This window comes from Phytohabitans maris, from assembly GCF_031085175.1.
In the GTDB taxonomy this organism is placed as follows: Bacteria; Actinomycetota; Actinomycetes; order Mycobacteriales; family Micromonosporaceae; genus Phytohabitans; species Phytohabitans maris.
In genome coordinates, this window is record NZ_JAVHUY010000002.1 from 187899 (window position 1) to 205435 (window position 17537).

Annotated in this window: 16 protein-coding genes and 2 pseudogenes; 4 read left to right on the top strand and 14 right to left on the bottom strand. The window is 72.6% G+C overall.

What is annotated here, in order from left to right; all coding sequences use genetic code 11:
- Window positions 1–43 precede the first annotated feature (43 nt).
- The 6 genes and pseudogenes from RB614_RS02670 to RB614_RS02695 all read right to left on the bottom strand — a co-directional run.
- Window positions 44–1477, bottom strand: a complete 1434-nt coding sequence (locus RB614_RS02670; protein ID WP_308710693.1) for an NADH-quinone oxidoreductase subunit N — start codon at window positions 1475–1477, stop codon at window positions 44–46.
- A complete protein-coding gene (locus RB614_RS02675) occupies window positions 1474–2952 on the bottom strand; it encodes a complex I subunit 4 family protein (protein WP_308710694.1) in 1479 nt (492 codons plus the stop codon). The genes RB614_RS02670 and RB614_RS02675 overlap by 4 nt, the downstream gene beginning before the upstream one ends.
- The gene (locus RB614_RS02680) at window positions 2949–4694 is read right to left on the bottom strand and encodes an NADH-quinone oxidoreductase subunit 5 family protein (protein ID WP_308710695.1); all 1746 of its coding nucleotides are present in this window, start codon (window positions 4692–4694) and stop codon (window positions 2949–2951) included. The genes RB614_RS02675 and RB614_RS02680 overlap by 4 nt, the downstream gene beginning before the upstream one ends.
- A complete protein-coding gene (gene nuoK / locus RB614_RS02685; protein WP_308710696.1) occupies window positions 4691–5005 on the bottom strand; it encodes an NADH-quinone oxidoreductase subunit NuoK in 315 nt (104 codons plus the stop codon). The genes RB614_RS02680 and nuoK overlap by 4 nt, the downstream gene beginning before the upstream one ends.
- Window positions 5002–5613 carry an NADH-quinone oxidoreductase subunit J family protein gene (locus tag RB614_RS02690; protein WP_308710697.1) on the bottom strand — a complete coding sequence of 204 codons (612 nt, stop codon included), beginning with the start codon at window positions 5611–5613 and terminating at the stop codon, window positions 5002–5004. Before RB614_RS02690 ends, nuoK begins: the two co-directional genes overlap by 4 nt.
- Window positions 5613–6119, bottom strand: a pseudogene (locus RB614_RS02695) (NuoI/complex I 23 kDa subunit family protein); the annotation flags it as partial. The pseudogene RB614_RS02695 and the gene RB614_RS02690, both read right to left, overlap by 1 nt.
- A 67-nt stretch (window positions 6120–6186) precedes the next feature.
- Between RB614_RS02695 and RB614_RS02700 the strand changes: the two are divergent.
- Window positions 6187–6768 carry a Uma2 family endonuclease gene (locus RB614_RS02700; RefSeq protein ID WP_308710698.1) on the top strand — a complete coding sequence of 194 codons (582 nt, stop codon included), beginning with the start codon at window positions 6187–6189 and terminating at the stop codon, window positions 6766–6768.
- Here the strand turns inward: RB614_RS02700 and RB614_RS02705 are convergent.
- The 4 genes and pseudogenes from RB614_RS02705 to RB614_RS02720 form a co-directional block, all read right to left on the bottom strand.
- Window positions 6740–7159: an ester cyclase gene (locus tag RB614_RS02705; RefSeq protein ID WP_308710699.1), complete on the bottom strand. Its 420-nt coding sequence runs from the start codon at window positions 7157–7159 to the stop codon at window positions 6740–6742. The two genes, RB614_RS02700 and RB614_RS02705, sit on opposite strands and share 29 nt — an antisense overlap.
- An 11-nt stretch (window positions 7160–7170) precedes the next feature.
- Window positions 7171–8133, bottom strand: a complete 963-nt coding sequence (gene nuoH / locus RB614_RS02710; protein ID WP_308710700.1) for an NADH-quinone oxidoreductase subunit NuoH — start codon at window positions 8131–8133, stop codon at window positions 7171–7173.
- Window positions 8134–8441: 308 nt separating this feature from the next.
- Window positions 8442–9050, bottom strand: a pseudogene (locus tag RB614_RS02715) (NADH-quinone oxidoreductase subunit C); the annotation flags it as partial.
- A 63-nt stretch (window positions 9051–9113) separates the two neighbouring features.
- On the bottom strand, window positions 9114–10022 hold the full coding sequence (locus tag RB614_RS02720) for a carbohydrate kinase family protein (RefSeq protein WP_308710701.1): 909 nt from the start codon (window positions 10020–10022) through the stop codon (window positions 9114–9116).
- A gap of 18 nt (window positions 10023–10040) precedes the next feature.
- Here RB614_RS02720 and RB614_RS02725 point away from each other — a divergent pair, with 18 nt between their 5' ends.
- Window positions 10041–11012 carry an isopenicillin N synthase family dioxygenase gene (locus tag RB614_RS02725; RefSeq protein WP_308710702.1) on the top strand — a complete coding sequence of 324 codons (972 nt, stop codon included), beginning with the start codon at window positions 10041–10043 and terminating at the stop codon, window positions 11010–11012.
- 114 nt (window positions 11013–11126) lie between these two features.
- Here RB614_RS02725 and RB614_RS02730 read toward each other — a convergent pair whose 3' ends face one another.
- Window positions 11127–12038: a bifunctional helix-turn-helix transcriptional regulator/GNAT family N-acetyltransferase gene (locus RB614_RS02730; RefSeq protein ID WP_308710703.1), complete on the bottom strand. Its 912-nt coding sequence runs from the start codon at window positions 12036–12038 to the stop codon at window positions 11127–11129.
- 82 nt (window positions 12039–12120) lie between these two features.
- On the opposite strand from RB614_RS02730, the gene RB614_RS02735 reads away from it, so the two are divergent.
- Window positions 12121–13161: a glucose 1-dehydrogenase gene (locus RB614_RS02735; protein WP_308710704.1), complete on the top strand. Its 1041-nt coding sequence runs from the start codon at window positions 12121–12123 to the stop codon at window positions 13159–13161.
- Here the strand turns inward: RB614_RS02735 and RB614_RS02740 are convergent.
- Window positions 13150–14136 carry a medium chain dehydrogenase/reductase family protein gene (locus RB614_RS02740; protein ID WP_308710705.1) on the bottom strand — a complete coding sequence of 329 codons (987 nt, stop codon included), beginning with the start codon at window positions 14134–14136 and terminating at the stop codon, window positions 13150–13152. The genes RB614_RS02735 and RB614_RS02740 overlap by 12 nt on opposite strands.
- Before the next feature lie 73 nt (window positions 14137–14209).
- Here RB614_RS02740 and RB614_RS02745 point away from each other — a divergent pair, with 73 nt between their 5' ends.
- Window positions 14210–14881 carry a TetR/AcrR family transcriptional regulator gene (locus RB614_RS02745; RefSeq protein ID WP_308710706.1) on the top strand — a complete coding sequence of 224 codons (672 nt, stop codon included), beginning with the start codon at window positions 14210–14212 and terminating at the stop codon, window positions 14879–14881.
- A gap of 64 nt (window positions 14882–14945) precedes the next feature.
- Here RB614_RS02745 and RB614_RS02750 read toward each other — a convergent pair whose 3' ends face one another.
- Window positions 14946–16256, bottom strand: coding sequence for a DUF2252 domain-containing protein (locus tag RB614_RS02750; protein WP_308710707.1), 1311 nt, complete (start codon window positions 16254–16256; stop codon window positions 14946–14948).
- A 34-nt stretch (window positions 16257–16290) separates the two neighbouring features.
- Window positions 16291–17535 carry a glutamate-5-semialdehyde dehydrogenase gene (locus RB614_RS02755; protein ID WP_308710708.1) on the bottom strand — a complete coding sequence of 415 codons (1245 nt, stop codon included), beginning with the start codon at window positions 17533–17535 and terminating at the stop codon, window positions 16291–16293.
- Window positions 17536–17537 lie beyond the last annotated feature (2 nt).

Below are 17537 nucleotides of genomic sequence, written 5' to 3' on the forward strand. Positions count from 1 at the left end.
ATCATCCGCGCATTCCTGTGACCTTGCTGAGAGTCGGCCCAGGTCAGGAGAGGTCGAGCACCATCTGCGGAGCGAACCCCACCAATACCACCGCCAGCGTGGCCGCGCCCAGCGCCGCCGCCACCGCCCACGGCACCCGGGCGCGCACGCCGGCGGCGGGCGCGGGCCCGTAGAGGGCCGCGGCGACCCGCACGTAGTACGCGAGGCCGATCACCGCGTTGAGCGCGACCACCACGGCCAGCCAGCCGGCGCCGCCGTCGAGCAGCGAGCGCACCACCACGACCTTGGCGAAGAGCCCGGCCAGCCCCGGGGGCAGGCCGGCGAGGCCGACCAGCGCCAGCACCAGGGCGGCGCCGGCCCACGGGTGGGTGCGCGCGGCGCCGCGGTAGTCGGCGATCAGGCCGCCATCCTCGCCGGGGCGCAGCGCCACCACTGCGCCGAACGCGCCGATCTCCAAGAGGACATAAAAGACGGTGTACGCCACGGTGGCGGAAACGGCCACGGACAGCGCCTCGGCGGTGCGCCCCTCCGCCAGCATGAACCCGCCGAGCGGGGCCAGGATGTACCCCGCCTGGGCCACGGACGACCAGGCGAGCAGGCGCACCATGCGGGTCTGCCGGAGGGCGACCAGGTTGCCGACCGTCATCGTGAGCACGGCCAGCACCGCGAGGGCGGGACCGGCCAGGTCGAGCGCCGGGCGGAGGCCGTCGACGACCGCGTACAGGATCGCGATGACCCCGCCCAGCTTCGAGGCGGTGGAGAGGTAGGCGGCGATCGGGACGGGCGCGCCGTCGTACGTGGCCGGGGCCCACGCGTGGAACGGCACGGCGGCCACCTTGAACGCCAGCCCCGACAGCACCAGAACCACCGCCGCGCCGGTGAGCGGGAGGTCGGGCAGGCCGGTGGCGAGCGTGGCGAGGTGGACCCGACCGCTCACGGCGTACAGGAGGGCGGCGCCGAGCAGCGTCACCGCGGTCGCCACGACGCTGACCACGAAGAACGTGACCGCGCCCTCGGCGCTCGCCACGGTGCGGCGGCGGAGGCCGACCAGCGCGTACAGGGGGAGGGTGAGCGTCTCCAGCGCCACGATCAGCGTGATCAGGTCGCCGGCCGAGCCGAGCACCACACCGCCGGTCATCGAGCAGGCGAGCAGGAAGGCATACTCCCCCGGCGGGACGTCCCTGGTGGCGGCGGAGAGGCCGATCACGCCGAGAGTGAGCAGCGCGAAGAGGGCGGCGATCAGGGCAGAACGGTCGTTCGCGACAAAGGAGCAGGCATCGGGCACGCAGAACGTCTGGCGGTCGTCCCCCGACCCGATCCCGATGGCGCCCGCCGCGGTGGCGAGCGCCCCGAGCGCGGCCACCGCGAGCACCGCGGCGCGGCGGGCCAGGACGAGGTCGGTGAGCAGCACGAGTACGGCGGTGCCGGCGGCCAGGTAGGCGGGCAGCAGCGCGAGGTGGTCGACCGACTGCGTCACGACCGCACCGCCTCGACCAGCGCGCCGACCGGGTCACCGGCCATGCCGAGCACCAGCGCGGGCAGCAGGCCGACGACCAGCGCGAGCAGCACGAGCGGCGCCCAGGCGGCCACCTCGGCGCGGGCCAGGCCGGGCGGGTCGAGCGCGCCGGCGGCCGGGCCGTGGGTGACCCGGCGCAGGAGCCGGAGGAAGTACGCGGCGGTGAGCGCCCCGCCCACGGCCGCCACCGCGGCCAGCGTGGTCCAGAGTGGACCGCCCCTGTCCAGCGAGGCCACCACCGCGAACGCCTCGCCCCAGAAGCCGGCCAGCCCGGGCAGCCCGAGCGAGGCGATCGCGGCGAACGCGAGGATGCCGGCCAGCCAGGGCGACTGCTCGCGGAGGCCGCCGAGCTGGGCGAGCTCGCCGGTGTGCGCCCGCTCCTTGATCGCCCCAGCGAGGAAGAAGAGCAGGCCGGTGATCACGCCGTGCGCCACGTTGCCGATCAGCGCGGCCTGGATGCCGGTGGTGGTGAGCGTGGCGATGCCGAGCAGCACGAAGCCCATGTGGCCCACGCTGGAGTACGCGATCAGCCGCTTGAGCTCGGTCTGCGCCAGGCACACCAGCGAGCCCACCACGATCGCGGCGACCGCCAGGATGCCGAGCGCCGGCGCGGCCCACCGCGCGCCCTCCGGCGCCACGCCGACCGCGACCCGGATCAGGCCGTACGTGCCCATCTTCAGCAGTACGCCGGCCAGGATCACGCTGCCGACCGTGGGCGCCTGGGTGTGCGCGTCCGGCAGCCAGGTGTGCAGCGGCCACAGTGGACTCTTCACCGCGAACGCGATCGCCAGCAGGACGAACGCCGCGATCTGGGTGCCCCGCGACAGCTCACCGCCGCCGGTGAGCGCGACGATGTCCGCGGTGCCGGCCGAGACCACGACCGTGAAGACGCCGACGAGGAGCAGCACCGAGCCGAAGAGCGTGTACAGCACGAACTTGCGGGCGGCGTGTGCCCGGTCGTCGCCACCCCAGACCGCGATCACCGCGTACATGGGCAGGAGCACGACCTCGAAGAAGACGAAGAAGAGCACCAGGTCGAGCGCGAGGAACGTGCCGAGGATGCCCACCTCGATCACCAGCAGCAGCGCCACCAGCGTGTGCCCGCGCCCGGGTGCCAGCGCCCGCCACAGCGTGAACGCGCAGCAGAGCAGCGTGAGCAGGGCGGTGAGCACGACCAGGGGGTACGAGACGCCGTCGACGCCGAGGTGGAAGCGCAGGTCGAGGCCGGGCACCCAGCTGAGGTCGACCTCGTGCCAGGGGCGGACGGCGGAGGATCCGTAGGAGAACCAGGAGTCCTTGTAGAGCGGCAGGCTCAGCCCGAGCGCGGCCGCGGCCGCCACCGTCCCGGCGACCTGCCCGGCCTTCGTCGGCAGGAACGCGGCGAGCAGCGCGCCGGCGGCCGGCACCGCCAGCAGGGCGACCAGGAGCCACCTCACAGGATCACCCCCAGGGCGGCGAGCAGGACGGCGGCGGCGAGTACCGCGGTGGCGGCGCGCGGCAGGCCGCTGCGGTGTGCGGTGGCGAGGCGCCGGCCGAGGCCCACGGCGAGACGTCCGGTGCCCTCGACCGCCCCGTCGACCCCCGCCTCGTCGGCGAGCCGGATCCCGTGGGCCAGGGACCGCACCGGGCGTACCAGGAGGAGGTGCTGGACCTCGTCGAGCCAGAACGCGCGGGCGAAGGCCGGGACGGTCGGCACGCCGCGCCAACCCACGACGGCGCCGGCGGCCAGCAGCGCGACCGGGAGCAGCGCCCAGGCGTCGATGCTGGCCTCTTCGAGGCCGATGGCCTCGCGAAACGCCGGCCAGAAGACGGCCAGGCCGAGGAGGGCGCTGGGGACGGCGAGGAGGGCGATCGGCCAGCGCATGAGCGGCGGTGCTTCGTGGCCGTGGGCGTTGGCGGGCCCGAAGAACACGCCGCGCAGCAGGCGGGCGGCGTAGAGGGCGGTGATCGCGATGCCGGCCAGCGCGGCCAGCCAGACCAGCCACCCCACCCACTCAGGCGCCGGGCCGTGCGGGTGGTGGGCGGCGACGACGATGCTCTCCTTGCTCCAGAAGCCGGCGAGCGGCGGGAGGCCGGCGAGCGCGCCCAACCCGATCGCGAACGACCAGAACGTCACCGGCATGTCTCGCCGCAGCCCGCCCATCCGCGACATCAGGGTGCTGCCGACCGCGTGGATCACGCAGCCGGCGGCAAGGAAGAGCAGCGCCTTGAACGCGGCGTGGGTGAGCAGGTGGAAGAGCGCGGCGGAGGTGGAGCCGACCGCGAGCGCACCGGCCATGTAGCCGATCTGGGAGACGGTGGACCAGGCGAGTACCCGCTTGATGTCGTCTTGCGCGGTGGCGGCGAGCGCGCCGAGCAGCAGCGTGATCGCCGCCATGACGCCGAGGACGGCCAGGGCGGTGCCGGTGAAGAGCGGGTACAGCCGGGTCACGACGTAGATTCCGGCGGCCACCATCGTCGCGGCGTGGATGAGCGCGGAGATCGGGGTTGGGCCGGCCATCGCGTCGGGCAGCCAGGTGTGCAGCGGGAACTGGGCACTCTTGCCCGCCACGCCGGCGAGGAGCAGCAGGCCGGCGACGGTGAGCGTGGTGGCGCTGTAGTCGTGGGCGAGCACGCCGGCGATGCGGAACGTGCCCGCGCCGATGCCGAGCACCGCGATCCCGAGCAGGAAGCCGACGTCGCCGACCCGGGTGACGATGAACGCCTTGACCGCGGCGGCCGGGGCCTCGGGGAGGCGGCGGTCGTGGCCGATGAGGAGGTACGAGCAGATGCCCATCACCTCCCAGCCGACCAGCAACATGATCAGGTCACCGGCGACGACGACCAGCAGCATGGCGGCGGTGAAGAGGCTGACCTGGGCCGCGTACGGCGGGTAGCGGTCGTCGCCGGCGAGGTAGGCGATCGAGTAGACCTGCACGGCGAGGGCGACCACGCCGACCGCGACGGCGACGAGGATCGCGGGCTGGTCGACCCGCGCGCCGAAGGTGACGGTGAGGTCGCCGATGTCCAGCCATCTCTGGCTTTCGTCTGATTTATTCAGAAATGGAGCGATGGCGAGCGCGCCGCCCGCGCCGATGACCGCTACCGTGGCCGCCGCTCTTCTGGCTCGCAGGGGCAGCAGGAGACCGACGAGGGCGGCGGCGAACGGCACGGCCGGGAGGAGCACCCCCGGGATCACGCGTCGATCCTTTCCAGCGGTACCTCGTCGACGGCCACGCTCGCTCGCAGGCGGTACAGCTGGAGCACGATCGCCAGCCCCACGCCCACCTCGGCGGCGGCGATCACGATGACGAAGAGCGCGAAGACCTGGCCGGTGTGCGGCAGCGCGGCCCGTACGGTGGTGTCGGCGGTGACCAGGATCAGGTTGACCGCGTTGAGCATGAGCTCGACCGACATCAGCAGCAGCACCGCGTTACGGCGGCGCAGGACTCCGTAGACCCCGATGCCGAAGAGCAGGGCGGCCGTGACGTACGGGATGACCGGCCTCATCGGTCCGCCCCCGCGCCTCGCCGGTCCGCCCCTGCCCCTGCCCCTGCGTCTCGCCGGTCCGCACCTGCCCCCGGGTCTCGCCGGTCTGCCCCTGGCCACGCGTCTCGCCGGTCTGCCCCTATGTCTGGGCGCGAGATCACGATCGCCCCGACGAGCGCGGCGAGCAGGAGCACGGAGAGTACCTCGAACGGGAGCACCCAGGAGCCGAAGATGTCGCTGCCAAGCCGCTCGGCGGTGCCCGCCTCGGGCAGGTCCACTGTGGTCCACCGGAACGCGTCGACCAGCAACGCGGCCAGTCCCAGCCCGGCCCCGCCACCGACCAGCACGGCCGGCCAGCCGGGGCGGTCGAGGTCGTCGGAGGCGCCGATCGGGGCGCGAGTCAGCATCACCGCGAAGAGCAGCAGCACCACGACCGCGCCCACGTAGATCAGCACCTGCACCCAGGCCACGAGCTCGGCGGTGAGCACCAGGTAGAGGCCGGCCATCGCGCCGAGGCAGACCACCAGGTACAGGCCGGCGCGCACCAGGTGCTTGGTGGTCACCACGAGCAGCGCCGAGCCCACCGCCACGGCACCCAGCCCGAGCAGCAGCACGTCGGCGGCGGTCATGGGGTCTGCGCCTTCTTGGCCGCGGTCGCCTCTTCCTTGCTCGGCTCGCCGTTGGGGTCGTGCACGGGCGGCGGCGGCACGGTGGCCATCCACTCCCCGAGCCGTCCCTTGTCGTGGAGGAGGTCACGGATGTCGTACTCGGCGTACTCGAACTCGGGCGTCCAGTAGAGCGCGTCGAAGGGACAGGCTTCGATGCAGATCCCGCAGTACATGCAGAGCGAGAAGTCGATGTCGAAGCGGTCGAGCACGTTGCGCTGGCGGGCCCGGGCCGCGCCGGGCACGACCACCTCTTCCTTGTGCGAGTCGATGTAGATGCACCAGTCGGGGCACTCGCGGGCGCACAGCATGCAGACCGTGCAGTTCTCCTCCAGCAGCGCGATCACCCCGCGCGAGCGCGGCGGGAGGTCGGGCGCCACGTCCGGGTACTGCTGCGTGTGCGACCGGCGGGTCATCGTCTTGAGGGTGACGGCCAGCCCCTTCGCCAGCCCCTCGCCAGGCACGCCCATGCCGCATATCCTGCCCCGTCAGCCGCTGGGGCGCGAGCACCACAACAGATCGGCGTACCGTGAGGGCATGACCGCAGCACTCAGCGAAATCCACCCGCCGCCGGGCGGATGGACCACTGATGACCTGGATGCCCTGCCGGAGGACGGCTACCGCCGCGAGCTGATTGACGGGGTTCTTATCCTGTCGCCGTCCCCGACCGATATCCATCAGATCATCGCCGGGCGCTTGATGGTCACGCTTGAGGAAGGCTGTCCAGACGATCTCCAGGTCGCCCAGGGCGTCGAGGTGCGAGTGAGTAAACGCCGGTCGTTCATCCCGGACGTCCTGGTGACCACCGATGCGGCAGCTCAACGACGGACGTCAAAGTATGAGCCGCACGAGGTGGTGCTGGCCGTCGAGATCGTCTCCGATGGTTCGCAGACGATGGACCGCATCACCAAGCCAGCCCTCTACGCCCAAGCGGGCATCCCGTACTACTGGCGGATAGAGACCGAGAACGGCATCGTGGTCCACACCCACAAGATCGACTCCGCCGACGAGATCTACCAGCCGACGGGGCAGTTCACGGACGTCGTCAAGATCGACGAGCCGTGGCCGATCAGCCTACCGGTCAGCCGGATCACTCCTCGGCACTACCGGGCGGGGTGAACTCGACGCCGAGCTGCTGCAAGACCTGAAAGAGCTCGTTGACGCTCCAGACGTCACTGATCTTGCCGTCGCCGTCGAAGCGGAGGAACGTGGCGCCCGAGTAGCTGACCACCTCGCCGGTGGGTGGCACCGGGCCGAACCGGCCGGTCTGGGTGCCGGCGGCGCGCCAGTGGACGGCCGCGCGCTCACCGTCCACGAGCAGATCGACGATCTTGTAGCGCAGGTCCGGGAACGCCGCGCGGCGCTCACCGTGCCAGGCCAGCACGCCCTGCGGGCCGCTCTCGCCGAGGCCAGGGCAGTCAGAGGCGACCAGGTCGTACGCCGTTTCCACTTGGTTGCCGTTCCAGACGTCGGCAACGAACTGTCGTACCGCGGTGTCCACATCGACCACGGTCGCGCAGCTTACATGAGAACCTTGACAGCCGCGGTCAACACCAGCTGTGCCAGCGCGAGTGGCACGAGTACCAGCCAACACAGGCGCTGGAGCTGATCTTCGCGCAGCCGGGGGTACGAGACGCGGAGCCAAATGATCACAAAGGACACCGCGAAAACCTTGATCAGCGTCCACAGCCAGCCGAGGTAGTCGTCGCCGAACGGGCCCTGCCAGCCGCCCAGGAAGAGCACGGTCGTGAGGGCGGCGATGACCACGATGCCCACGTACTCGGCGAGGAGGAAGAACGCGAAGCGCAGGCCGGTGTACTCGGTCATGTATCCGAAGACGAGCTCGGAGTCGGCGATCGGCATGTCGAACGGCGGCCGCCGGATCTCGGCCACCCCGGCCACGAAGAAGACCACCATCGCGGGCGCCTGCCACAGCAGCCACCACGGCTCCCACGCCTCGACGATGCCGGGCAGCGAGAGGGTGCCGGCGGCCATCGCCACGCTGGCGGCGGCGAGCACCAGCGGCAGCTCGTACCCGAGGAGCTGGGCCGCGGCGCGGAGGCCGCCGAGCAGGCTGTACTTGTTGGCCGACGCCCAGCCGGACATCAGCACCGCCACCACGCCCACGCCGACCACGGCGAGTACGAAGAAGAGCCCGATGTCGAGCGGCTCGCCGACCAGGTCGCCGGGGCCGAGCGGGATGACGAGGAGGGCGAGCAGGTAGGGCACGAGGGCGACCACCGGCGCGAGCCGGAAGACCGGCCGGTCGGCGGCGCTCGGGGTGACGTCCTCCTTCTGCACGAACTTGACGCCGTCGGCGATCAGCTGGGCCCAGCCGTGGAAGGCACCCGCGTACATCGGGCCGAGCCGCCCCTGCATGTGGGCCATCACCTTGTGCTCGGCCTGGCCGACGAGCAGCGGCAGGGTGAGGAAGGCGACGACCACACCGGCGACCCGGATGATCAGCTCCAGCCAGAGCGGCATCAGCGGCCCTCCTCGCCGCCGGACCCCGGGCCGCCCTCGCCGCCAGACCCCGGGCCCGCCTCGCCACCGGACCGCGGACCGCGCGAGGCCCCGGACGCCGGGCCCTCGCCGCCGGACGCCCGGCCCGCCTCGCCACCGGAACCCGGGCCGCCTGAAGCACCGCCGGACGCCGGACCCGCCTCGCCACCGGATCGCGGACCGCGCGCGGCGCCGGACGCCGGGCCCGCCTCGCCGCCGGATCGCGGACTGCGCGAGACGCCGGACACCGGGCCGCGGGGGGCGCCGGACGCCGGGCCGCCTGAAGCGCCGCGGGCCGGGCCGGGCGCTGGAGGCGCCGGAGCGGGTCCCCACTCGCCGGGGGCGGGCACTCCCGGCGGGCGCATCGGGGCGCGCTTGCCGCCGCCGTGCCCGGACTCGCCCGGCTCCTTGGCGCCCGGCCACGGCTTGGCCACGCGGGACGCCAGCACGAACTCCTTGCGCAGCGGATGCCCCTCGAACTCCGGCGCCAGCAGCAGCGGCCGCAGCTCGCCGTGCCCGGGAAAGTCGATCCCGAACATCTCGTGCGTCTCCCGCTCGTGCCAGGCCGCGCCCGGGTAGACCGGCACGACCGACTCGACGGCCGGCGTGTCGCGGGGCACGCGGGTGCGGACGAGCACCCCGTGCCGCTGGCTCGTGGACCAGAGGTGGGCCACGACCGAGAAGCCCTCGTCGAGTTCGTCGACCGCGGAGAGCCAGTCGAAGAAGTCGAAGGCCAGCGTCGCGTCGTCGCGGGCGGCGAGCAGCGCCGCCGCCCAGGAGCGCGGGGGCACGTCGACGGTCGCGCGCGCGTAGGACTGGCCGCCGGAGACGGACGCCACGACGTCCGGGGCGGGCCCGAGCACCTCGACCAGCCGCGCACCGACCTCGTCCGGCGTCATGTTGGGCATTTTAGGGCTACCGGAGGCAGGAGCATGACCGTCGACCGTGCCGAGCCGGCCGGGCTACACGGTGGTCGTGGTGCTCACCGCGGCCGGGAGCAGGGAGTCGACCTCGGCGCTCGGCGGCGGCAGAGCACCGGGGCGGGCGCAGACGGCGGCCGCGGTCGCGCTGGCGTACCGCAACGCGCGGGTGACCGACTCCGGCGTCAGGTCACCGCCGAGATGCCCGAGCAGGCCGGTGGTGAAGGCATCCCCGGCGCCGACCGTGTCGGCCACCGTGACGGGCGGCGCGGCACAGACCGTCACGAGCCCATCGTGTACGGCGATCGCGCCCTCGCCGCCCCGGGTCACCACGACCAAGCGGGGACCCAGCGCCGCCCACCGCCGGGCCACCACGAGATCCGGCTCGCCCGGGCAGAGCCAGCGCAGGTCCTCGTCGCTCACCTTGACCACGTCCGCCGCCCGCACGATCTCCTCGACCCGGGCGAGCGCGCCGGCCCGCTCGCCGACGAGCGCGGGGCGGATGTTCGGGTCGTACGACACCAGCGCGCCGGCCCGTTTCGCCGCCTCGACCACCGCCAGGGCCGACGCGTCGCCGGGTGCGACCGCGGTGGCGAGGGAGCCGGTGTGCACGCAGTCGACGCCGGTGAGGTCGGGTTTGCCCTGGTACGCCCAGGTGAAGCGGAAGTCATAGGTGGCCCCGCCGGCCTTGTCCACCCGCGCGAACGCGACGCTGGTGGCCGGCGTCTCGACGAGCTCGCCGAGCGCGACACCGTACGCCTCCAGGTGGCCGCGGAGCAGCCCGCCGAACAGGTCGGTGCCCACCTCGCTGGCGAACCGCACCTCGTGCCCGCCGGCGGCCAGCCCGACCGCCACGTTGAGCGGGCTCCCGCCCGGCGTGGCGGCAAAACTCCACGAGCCGCCACGGCTGATCAGGTCGACCAGACTCTCCCCCACCACCAGGAACGCCACGAGCGTAAGGATAGGCACATGACCGCGACGCCATCGCTGCCCGTCATCGACATATCCGCGCCCGGTGACGGCCCGGTTCGGGAGATCGAGGCGGCCTGCCGCGACACCGGCTTCTTCTACGTCACCGGGCACGGGGTACCGCCCCGGCTGCTCGCCGAGCTCGACGCGGTGAGCCGGGCGTTCTTCGCGCTGCCCGAGGCGGAGAAGATGCGGATCTCGATGGAGCGCGGCGGCCGGGCGTGGCGCGGGTACTTTCCGGTGGGCGGCGAGCTGACCTCGGGCCGGCCGGACCTCAAGGAGGGTGTCTATTTCGGCACCGAGCTGCCCGACGACCACCCGCGGGTGCGCGCCGGGCTGCCGCTGCACGGGCACAACCTCTTCCCGGAACGGGTACCGGCGCTGCGCCCGGCCGTACTGTCCTACCTGGACGCGCTCACCGGCGTGGCCCAGGCGGTGCTGCGGCTGGTGGCCCGCGCCCTCGACCTGCCCGGCGACTACTTCGCGTCCGGCTACACGGCCGAGCCCACCGTCCTCTTCCGGATCTTCCACTACCCGCCGTCGCCGCCGGACAGCGACGACTGGGGTGTCGGCGAGCACACCGACTACGGCCTGCTCACGCTCCTGGCCCAGGACGGCAACGGCGGCCTGCAGGTGCGTACGCCGGGCGGCTGGATCGACGCGCCACCACTGGCCGGCACGTTCGTCTGCAACATCGGCGACATGCTGGAACGGCTCACCGACGGCTGGTACCGCTCGACACTGCACCGGGTGCGCAACGTGAGCGGCCGCGACCGCCTGTCGTACCCGTTCTTCTTCGATCCGGACTTCACCGCCGAGGTGCCGGCGCTCCCGGCGGCGGCCCGGACCACCGCGGCGGGCGAGCCTCGCTGGGACGGGGAGGATCCACGGGCGTTCGAGGGTACGTACGGCGACTACCTGCTGAGGAAGGTGTCGAAGGTGTTTCCGCAGCTCTCCGGCGAGGTGCTCTGAAGCCCCCGCTCGTGGGTGCCCAGTCGGCGCCGTCACGGCTGTCGACCGTCCACCCCAGCGCCGACGCGACTGCCAGCGCGGCGAAGAACCCGGCGAGTACCAGAAGGTCCATGGCTACAGGTCCCGCGACCAGATCTCTTCGACCATGTCGTGGCCGAAGGCCCGCGACTTCTTCTCCTCGTCGAGCGTGAAGCCCTGCCGCTGGTAGATGCGGTGTGCGTCGACGGTCGCGTCATACGTCCACAGCATGATCCGCTCGTAGCCGGCGCGGCGGGCGAAGCGCAGGCACTCCTCGACCAGCCGGCCACCCACGCCCATCCCCCGCGCGGCCGGCTCGACCAGCAGCAGCCGGAGCTGGGCGGTGGTGTCGTCGCGGCGCACGCAGAGCACGCAGCCGACCGGGGCGCCGTCGACCTCGGCGATCCACGCCGCCTCGCGCCGCGGGTCGTGGTCCGCCGCGTAGTCGGCGACGACGCGGGCCACCAGCGCCTCGAAGGACTCGTCCCACCCGAACTCGCGCGCGTAGATCGCGCCGTGCCGCTGCACGACCCAGCCCAGGTCGCCCGGGGCCGGCGGGCGGAGGACCACCATGCCGGCCGGCGCCTGCCCGCCGAGCAGCGCGCGGATCGTGCCCATCGCGCCGAGCAGCCGCCGCTGGTCGACCTCGCCCAGACCGCCGATCAGCTCGGCGATCTCGGCGTCGCTGCGGCGGTCGAGGTCGGCCTGCAGGTCGCGGCCGGCGCCGGTCAGCTCGATCACCTGCCGCCGGGCGTCCGCCGCCGATCGGGAGCGCCGCACCAGGCCGTCGGCCTCGAACCGGGCCAGGATGCGGCTCAGGTAGCCGGCGTCGAGGCCGAGCACGCGGCGCAGGTCGACCACCTCGGCGGCGGCGCCGTGCGCGAGCTCGAAGAGGACCCGCGCCTCGGTCAGCGTGTATGGCGAGCTCAGCAGCCCCTCCTGGAGCACGCCGATCACGCCGGTGTAGAAGCGGTTGAACGCGCGCACATCCGCCACCGGGTCGCTCATTGCCCACCTCAACTAATCCTTTGACTCCGTCAACTATCTCGTGGTCCTGCGCCGAGCGCAAGAGGCGTCGAGAATGACCCGCATGCGGGCAGTCACCGTCACCCCGGGCACCAAGGACTCGCTGCGACTCGTCGACGACGCACCAGAGCCCCTCGAGGAGGAGGGGCCGGTGCTGGTCGAGGCGCTGGCCGTCGGCGTCTGTGCCACCGACCGCGAGATCATCGCGGCGGAGTACGGCGAAGCGCCGCCCGGCGACGAGATGCTGATCCTCGGCCACGAGTCGCTGGGGCGGGTGCTGGAGGACCCGACCGGCACGTTCCAGGCGGGCGACCTGGTCGCCGGCATCGTCCGCCACCCCGACCCGGTGCCCTGCCCCAACTGCGCGGTCGGCGAGTGGGACATGTGCCGCAACGGGCTGTACACCGAGTGCGGGATCAAGGCGCGGCACGGGTTCGCCCGCGAGCGGTGGCGGGTCGAGCCGGACTTCGCGGTGCCGCTCGACCCGGCCCTCTCCGAGGTCGGCGTGCTGCTCGAACCGACCAGCATCGTGGCCAAGGCCTGGGAGCACATCGCCGCGGTGGGTGCCCGCGCGCACTGGGAGCCGCAGAGCGTACTGGTCACCGGCGCCGGCCCGATCGGCCTGCTCGCCGCCCTGCTCGCCACCCAGCGGGGGCTGACCGTGCACATCCTCGATCGGGCCACGGACGGGCCGAAGCCGGCGCTCGCCGCCCGGCTCGGCGCGACGTACCACACCGGGCAGGTCAAGGATCTCGACTTCGAGCCGGACGTCGTCGTGGAGTGCACCGGGGCGCCGCCGGTGGTGGTGCAGGTGATCGACAAGGTCGGGCGGGACGGCGTGGTGTGCCTGACCGGCGTCTCGGCGATCGGCGGGCAGGTCGCCATCGACGCCGGCGCGCTGGCCCGGGCCGTCGTGCTGGAAAACAACGTGGTCTTCGGCTCGGTCAACGCCAACCACCGCCACTGGCAGGCGGCCGCCGACGCGCTGTGCGACGCCGACCGCGGCTGGCTGGGCGACCTGATCACGCGCCGCGTCCCGGTGGACGGCTACGCCGAGGCGTACGCCCCCCGGGACGGGGACATCAAGGTGGTTCTAGGGTTCTAGAACGATCTTGCCGACCACCGCGCGGTCGTCAAGCATCCGCAGCGCCTTGGGCGCCTCGGCCAGCGGCAGCCGGGCGGCCACCCGCGGCTGGAGCTCGCCCGCGCGGAGCAGGCCGATGACCGTGGCGAGGTCCTCGTCGAAGTGGTTGCGGTGGTTGATCGAGTAGAACCGGCCGCGCCGGCCGTTGGGCAGCAGTGACCACCAGAGCAGGCGCCCCATCGTGCTCACGTACGGCGCCATCCGCCAGCCGGTGTCGTCGAGGGTGGCGGCGCTGCCGTACACGATCAGGACGCCGCCGCGGCCGAGCATCGCCCACGACCGCTTGAGGCCGGGGCCGGCGGCGTGGTCGAAGACGGCCGCCACCCCACCGGGCGCGTGCTGGCGCACCTTCTCCACCAGCAGCGGGTCGCGGTAGTCGAGCGGGATCGCGCCCATCTCCCGCACCTGGTCGTGCTTGCCGGGCGAGGCGGTGCCGATCACCCGCGCGCCGGCCCGCAGGGCGAGCCGGACCAGCAGCGTCCCCACGCCGCCGGCCGCGCCGTGCACCAGCACCGTCTGGCCGGCGGCCACCTTGGCCACGCGATGGACCATCTGGTACGCCGTGACACCGTTCGTGACCAGCGCGACGACCTCGGCGGCATCCAGGTCCGGGGGAACGGGCACCAGGTGCGCGGCGGGCAGCACCACCCGCTCGGCCCACGCACCGGTGCGGGTCATCCCGGCGACCCGGCCGCCGAGCGCGACGCCCGGTCCGGCCGCCTCCACCTCGCCGACCAGGTCGTAACCGGGGACGAACGGAAACTTCGGCTGGGCGTAGTAGCGCCCGCGCAGCATCTGCACCTCGGCGAACGCGACGCCGGTCGCCTCCACTTTGACCCGCACCTGGCCGGGGCCGGGCTCGGGCAGGTCGCGCTCGGCGAACTCCAGCACCTCGGGACCGCCGGCGTGGGGCATGACCACCTGAGTCGTCTTCATAGTTAGATCCTCTCCCTAGAGTTAGAAGATGTTGAGTTAGTTAGAAGCTCTAACTCAGGTTAGACTCTCGTACGTGGAAACCGCAACCCGCCGGGAGAGACTCCGAGCACAGACCCGCGAGGAGGCGAAGGCGGCGGCCCTACGGCAGATCGCCGCCGCCGGGCCGCACTCGCTGTCGCTGAACGCCATCGGCAAGGAGCTCGGGATGACCGGGCCGGCCCTCTACCGGTACTTCGACGGGCGGGACGGGCTGCTCACCGAGCTGATCAGCGACGGGTACCACGATCTGGCGGACGCGGTCGAGGCGGCCGGCGAGGCGGCGGCGGGGGCGGAGCCGGCCGACCGGATCCGGGCGCTCGCGCGGGCGTTCCGGAATTGGGCGATCGCCCAGCCACACCGGTACCTGCTGCTGTTCGGCACGCCGGTTCCCGGGTATCAGGCACCGGCGCACACGATCGAGGCGGCGACCCGGACGCTGCAGGCGTTCCTCGAGCCGATCGCGGCGCTCGGTCCGGGCTCGCGGGCGGCGGTGCTGGAGGAGCAGCTCGCGGCGGGCCTGGCCGACCGGAGCCCGGACCACCCGTGGTCGGGGCCGGTGCTGCGGCTCGGCGTGAGCGGCTGGACCCGCATGCACGGCGTGGTCAGCCTGGAGGTGGAGGGGCACTTCGGCCCGATGGGGTTCGATCCCGGCCTCCTCTTCGAGGCCGAGATCGAATCGTTGATCGAGGAAGCGGCCTCCTCGTGATCGAAGCTCCCGTCAAGTCGTTCTAGCGACTTGGGAGGAGCTTCGATCACGAGGAGAGGGCAGCTCAGAGGCCGGGTAGCTTCCCGTTGCGGAAGAGGTCCACGAAGATCTGGTGGTCCTGGCGGGCCCGGATGCCGTACTCGTGGGCGAAGTCGACCAGGTGCGCCACGAACCCCTCGGGGTCGCGGTCGACCGCCGCCACGATCGTCTCCTCCGTGGAGAAGTCGACCAGGTCGTGGCTGGACTCGTCGTCCGCGACCGAGTGCATGCGGGCCACCGCGCGGCCGAGGTCGGTCACCACGCCGGCCAGCTCGTCCGGCTCGTTCACGTCGGACCAGTCCAGGTCCGCGGCGTACGGCGACACCTCCGCGACCAGCTGGCCCACACCCTGCAGCTCGGTGAAGCCCAGCCAGGGGTCGGCGTGCGCCTGGAGTGCCCGCTGCGACTCGGCCGTACGGTGCCCCTGGTGCCGGAAGTAGCCACGCACCTTCTCGTCGGCGATGTGGCGGGCGACGGCGGGCACCTGGGCCTGCTTCATGTAGATGACGACGTCGTTCTCCAGCGCCTGGGTGTGCCCTTCGAGCAGCAGGTTGTACGAGGGCAGCCCCGCCGACCCGATGCCCACGCCCTTGCGCAGCACCACGTCCTTGATGTGCGCGGCGACCGGCCGCTGGGCCGCGGTGGCCTCGGGGAGCGTGGTGAGGTACCGCTCGAACGCGGCCACCACCGTCGCCCGCGTCTCGGCGTCGATCTCGTACACCCCGTCGCCGAGCGAAAACCGCCGCTCGTAGTTGTCGATCGTCGTCTGCTCCTTGAGCAGGTCGACCCGCGTGTTGAGGCGCGCCTGCTGGAGCACGGTGCGCAGGACGCCGTCCGCGTTCTCCAGCGTGATCGAGCCGATCGCGTCGTCACCCCCGGCGGCGATCGCGCGCAGCTCGGTGAGGTACGCGCTGGCGAACCGGGTCACCAGGTCGCTGATCACCGCGTCGGAGAGCGCCTTGGCGTACCCGATGAGGGCCACGCTCGCCGAGAAGCGCTTGAGGTCCCACGAGAACGGCCCGACGTACGCCTCGTCGAAGTCGTTGACGTTGAAGACGAGCTGCCCCGACGAGTTCATGTAGGTGCCGAAGTTTTCCGCGTGCAGGTCACCGTGGATCCACACGCGGCTGGTCCACTCGTCCAGAAACCGCTGGTCGGCGAAGTCGCCGGTCATGTCCGCGTAGAAGAGGGCGGCACTGCCGCGGTAGAACGCGAACGGGGAGGCGGCCATCTTCCGAAACTTCCGCCGGAACGCCGCCGGGTCCAGCGCCATAAGCTCGCCGAACTCCGCCAGCAGCACGTCGACGATCTTGGCGGGACGCTGATCATTGCTCATAGATCCGCAGGCTAGACCCGTCCCGCCAGCCCGGTTACCGCCGCAGGTGGGCGTCACCCGTTACGACGTACTTGGTGGAGGTCAGCTCGGGCAGGCCCATCGGACCGCGGGCGTGCAGCTTCTGGGTGGAGATGCCGATCTCGGCGCCGAAGCCGAACTCGCCGCCGTCGGTAAACCGGGTCGAGGCGTTGACCATCACCGCGGCCGCGTCCACCTGCGCCACGAACTCGCGGGAGGCCGCCACCGACTCGGTGACGATGGCTTCGGTGTGCTGCGTGCCGTACCGGCGGATGTGCCGCACCGCGTCCCGCAGCGAGTCGACGACGGCGGCCGAGATGTCCGCGGACAGGTACTCGGTGGCGAAGTCCTCCTCGGTCGCCGGCACCACCGCGGAGGAGTGGGCGGCGACCCGGGCGTCGCCGTGGACCGTGACGCCGGCCTCGGCGAACGCCGCCAGCATCCGGGGCAGGAACGCGTCCGCGACCGCGGCGTGCACCAGCAGCGACTCGGCGGTGTTGCAGGTGGAGAGGCGCTGGGTCTTGCTGTTCAGCACGATGGCGAGCGCCTTGTCGAGGTCGGCTGCCGCGTCCACGTACACGTGGCAGTTGCCCACGCCGGTCTCGATGACCGGGACCGTCGACTCCTCGACCACCGCCTTGATCAGCGATGCGCCGCCCCGGGGGATGAGGACGTCGACCAGGCCCCGGGCGCGCATCAGCTCCTTGACCGAGTCGCGGGTGGTGGCGTCGAGCAGTTGCACGGCGTCGGCGGGCAGGCCGACGCCCTCGACGGCGTCGCGGAGGACGGCGGTGAGCGCGGCGTTGGAGCGGGCGGCGGACGACGAGCCGCGCAGCAGCGCGGCGTTGCCGGACTTGAGGCAGATGCCGGCCGCGTCGACGGTGACGTTGGGGCGGCCCTCGTAGACGATGCCGACCACGCCGAACGGCACGCGGATCTGCCGCAGCTCAAGGCCGTTGGGGAGGGTGGAGCCGCGCACGACCTCGCCCACCGGGTCGGGCAGGGCGGCCATCTGGCGCAGCGCGTCGGCCATGGCGGCGACCCGCCCCTCGGTGAGGGAGAGGCGATCGACCATGGCCGCGGTCAGGCCACCTTCGCGGGCCGCTGCCACGTCCGCGGCGTTGGCGGTCAAGACCTCGGCGGTACGGGCCACCAGCGCGTCGGCCATCGCCAGCAGCGCGGCGTCCTTTGTGGCCCGGGTGGCGGTGCCCAGCGCGGTGGCCGCCTCGCGGGCCCGCTGTGCCTGCTCGTTGACGCTCATCG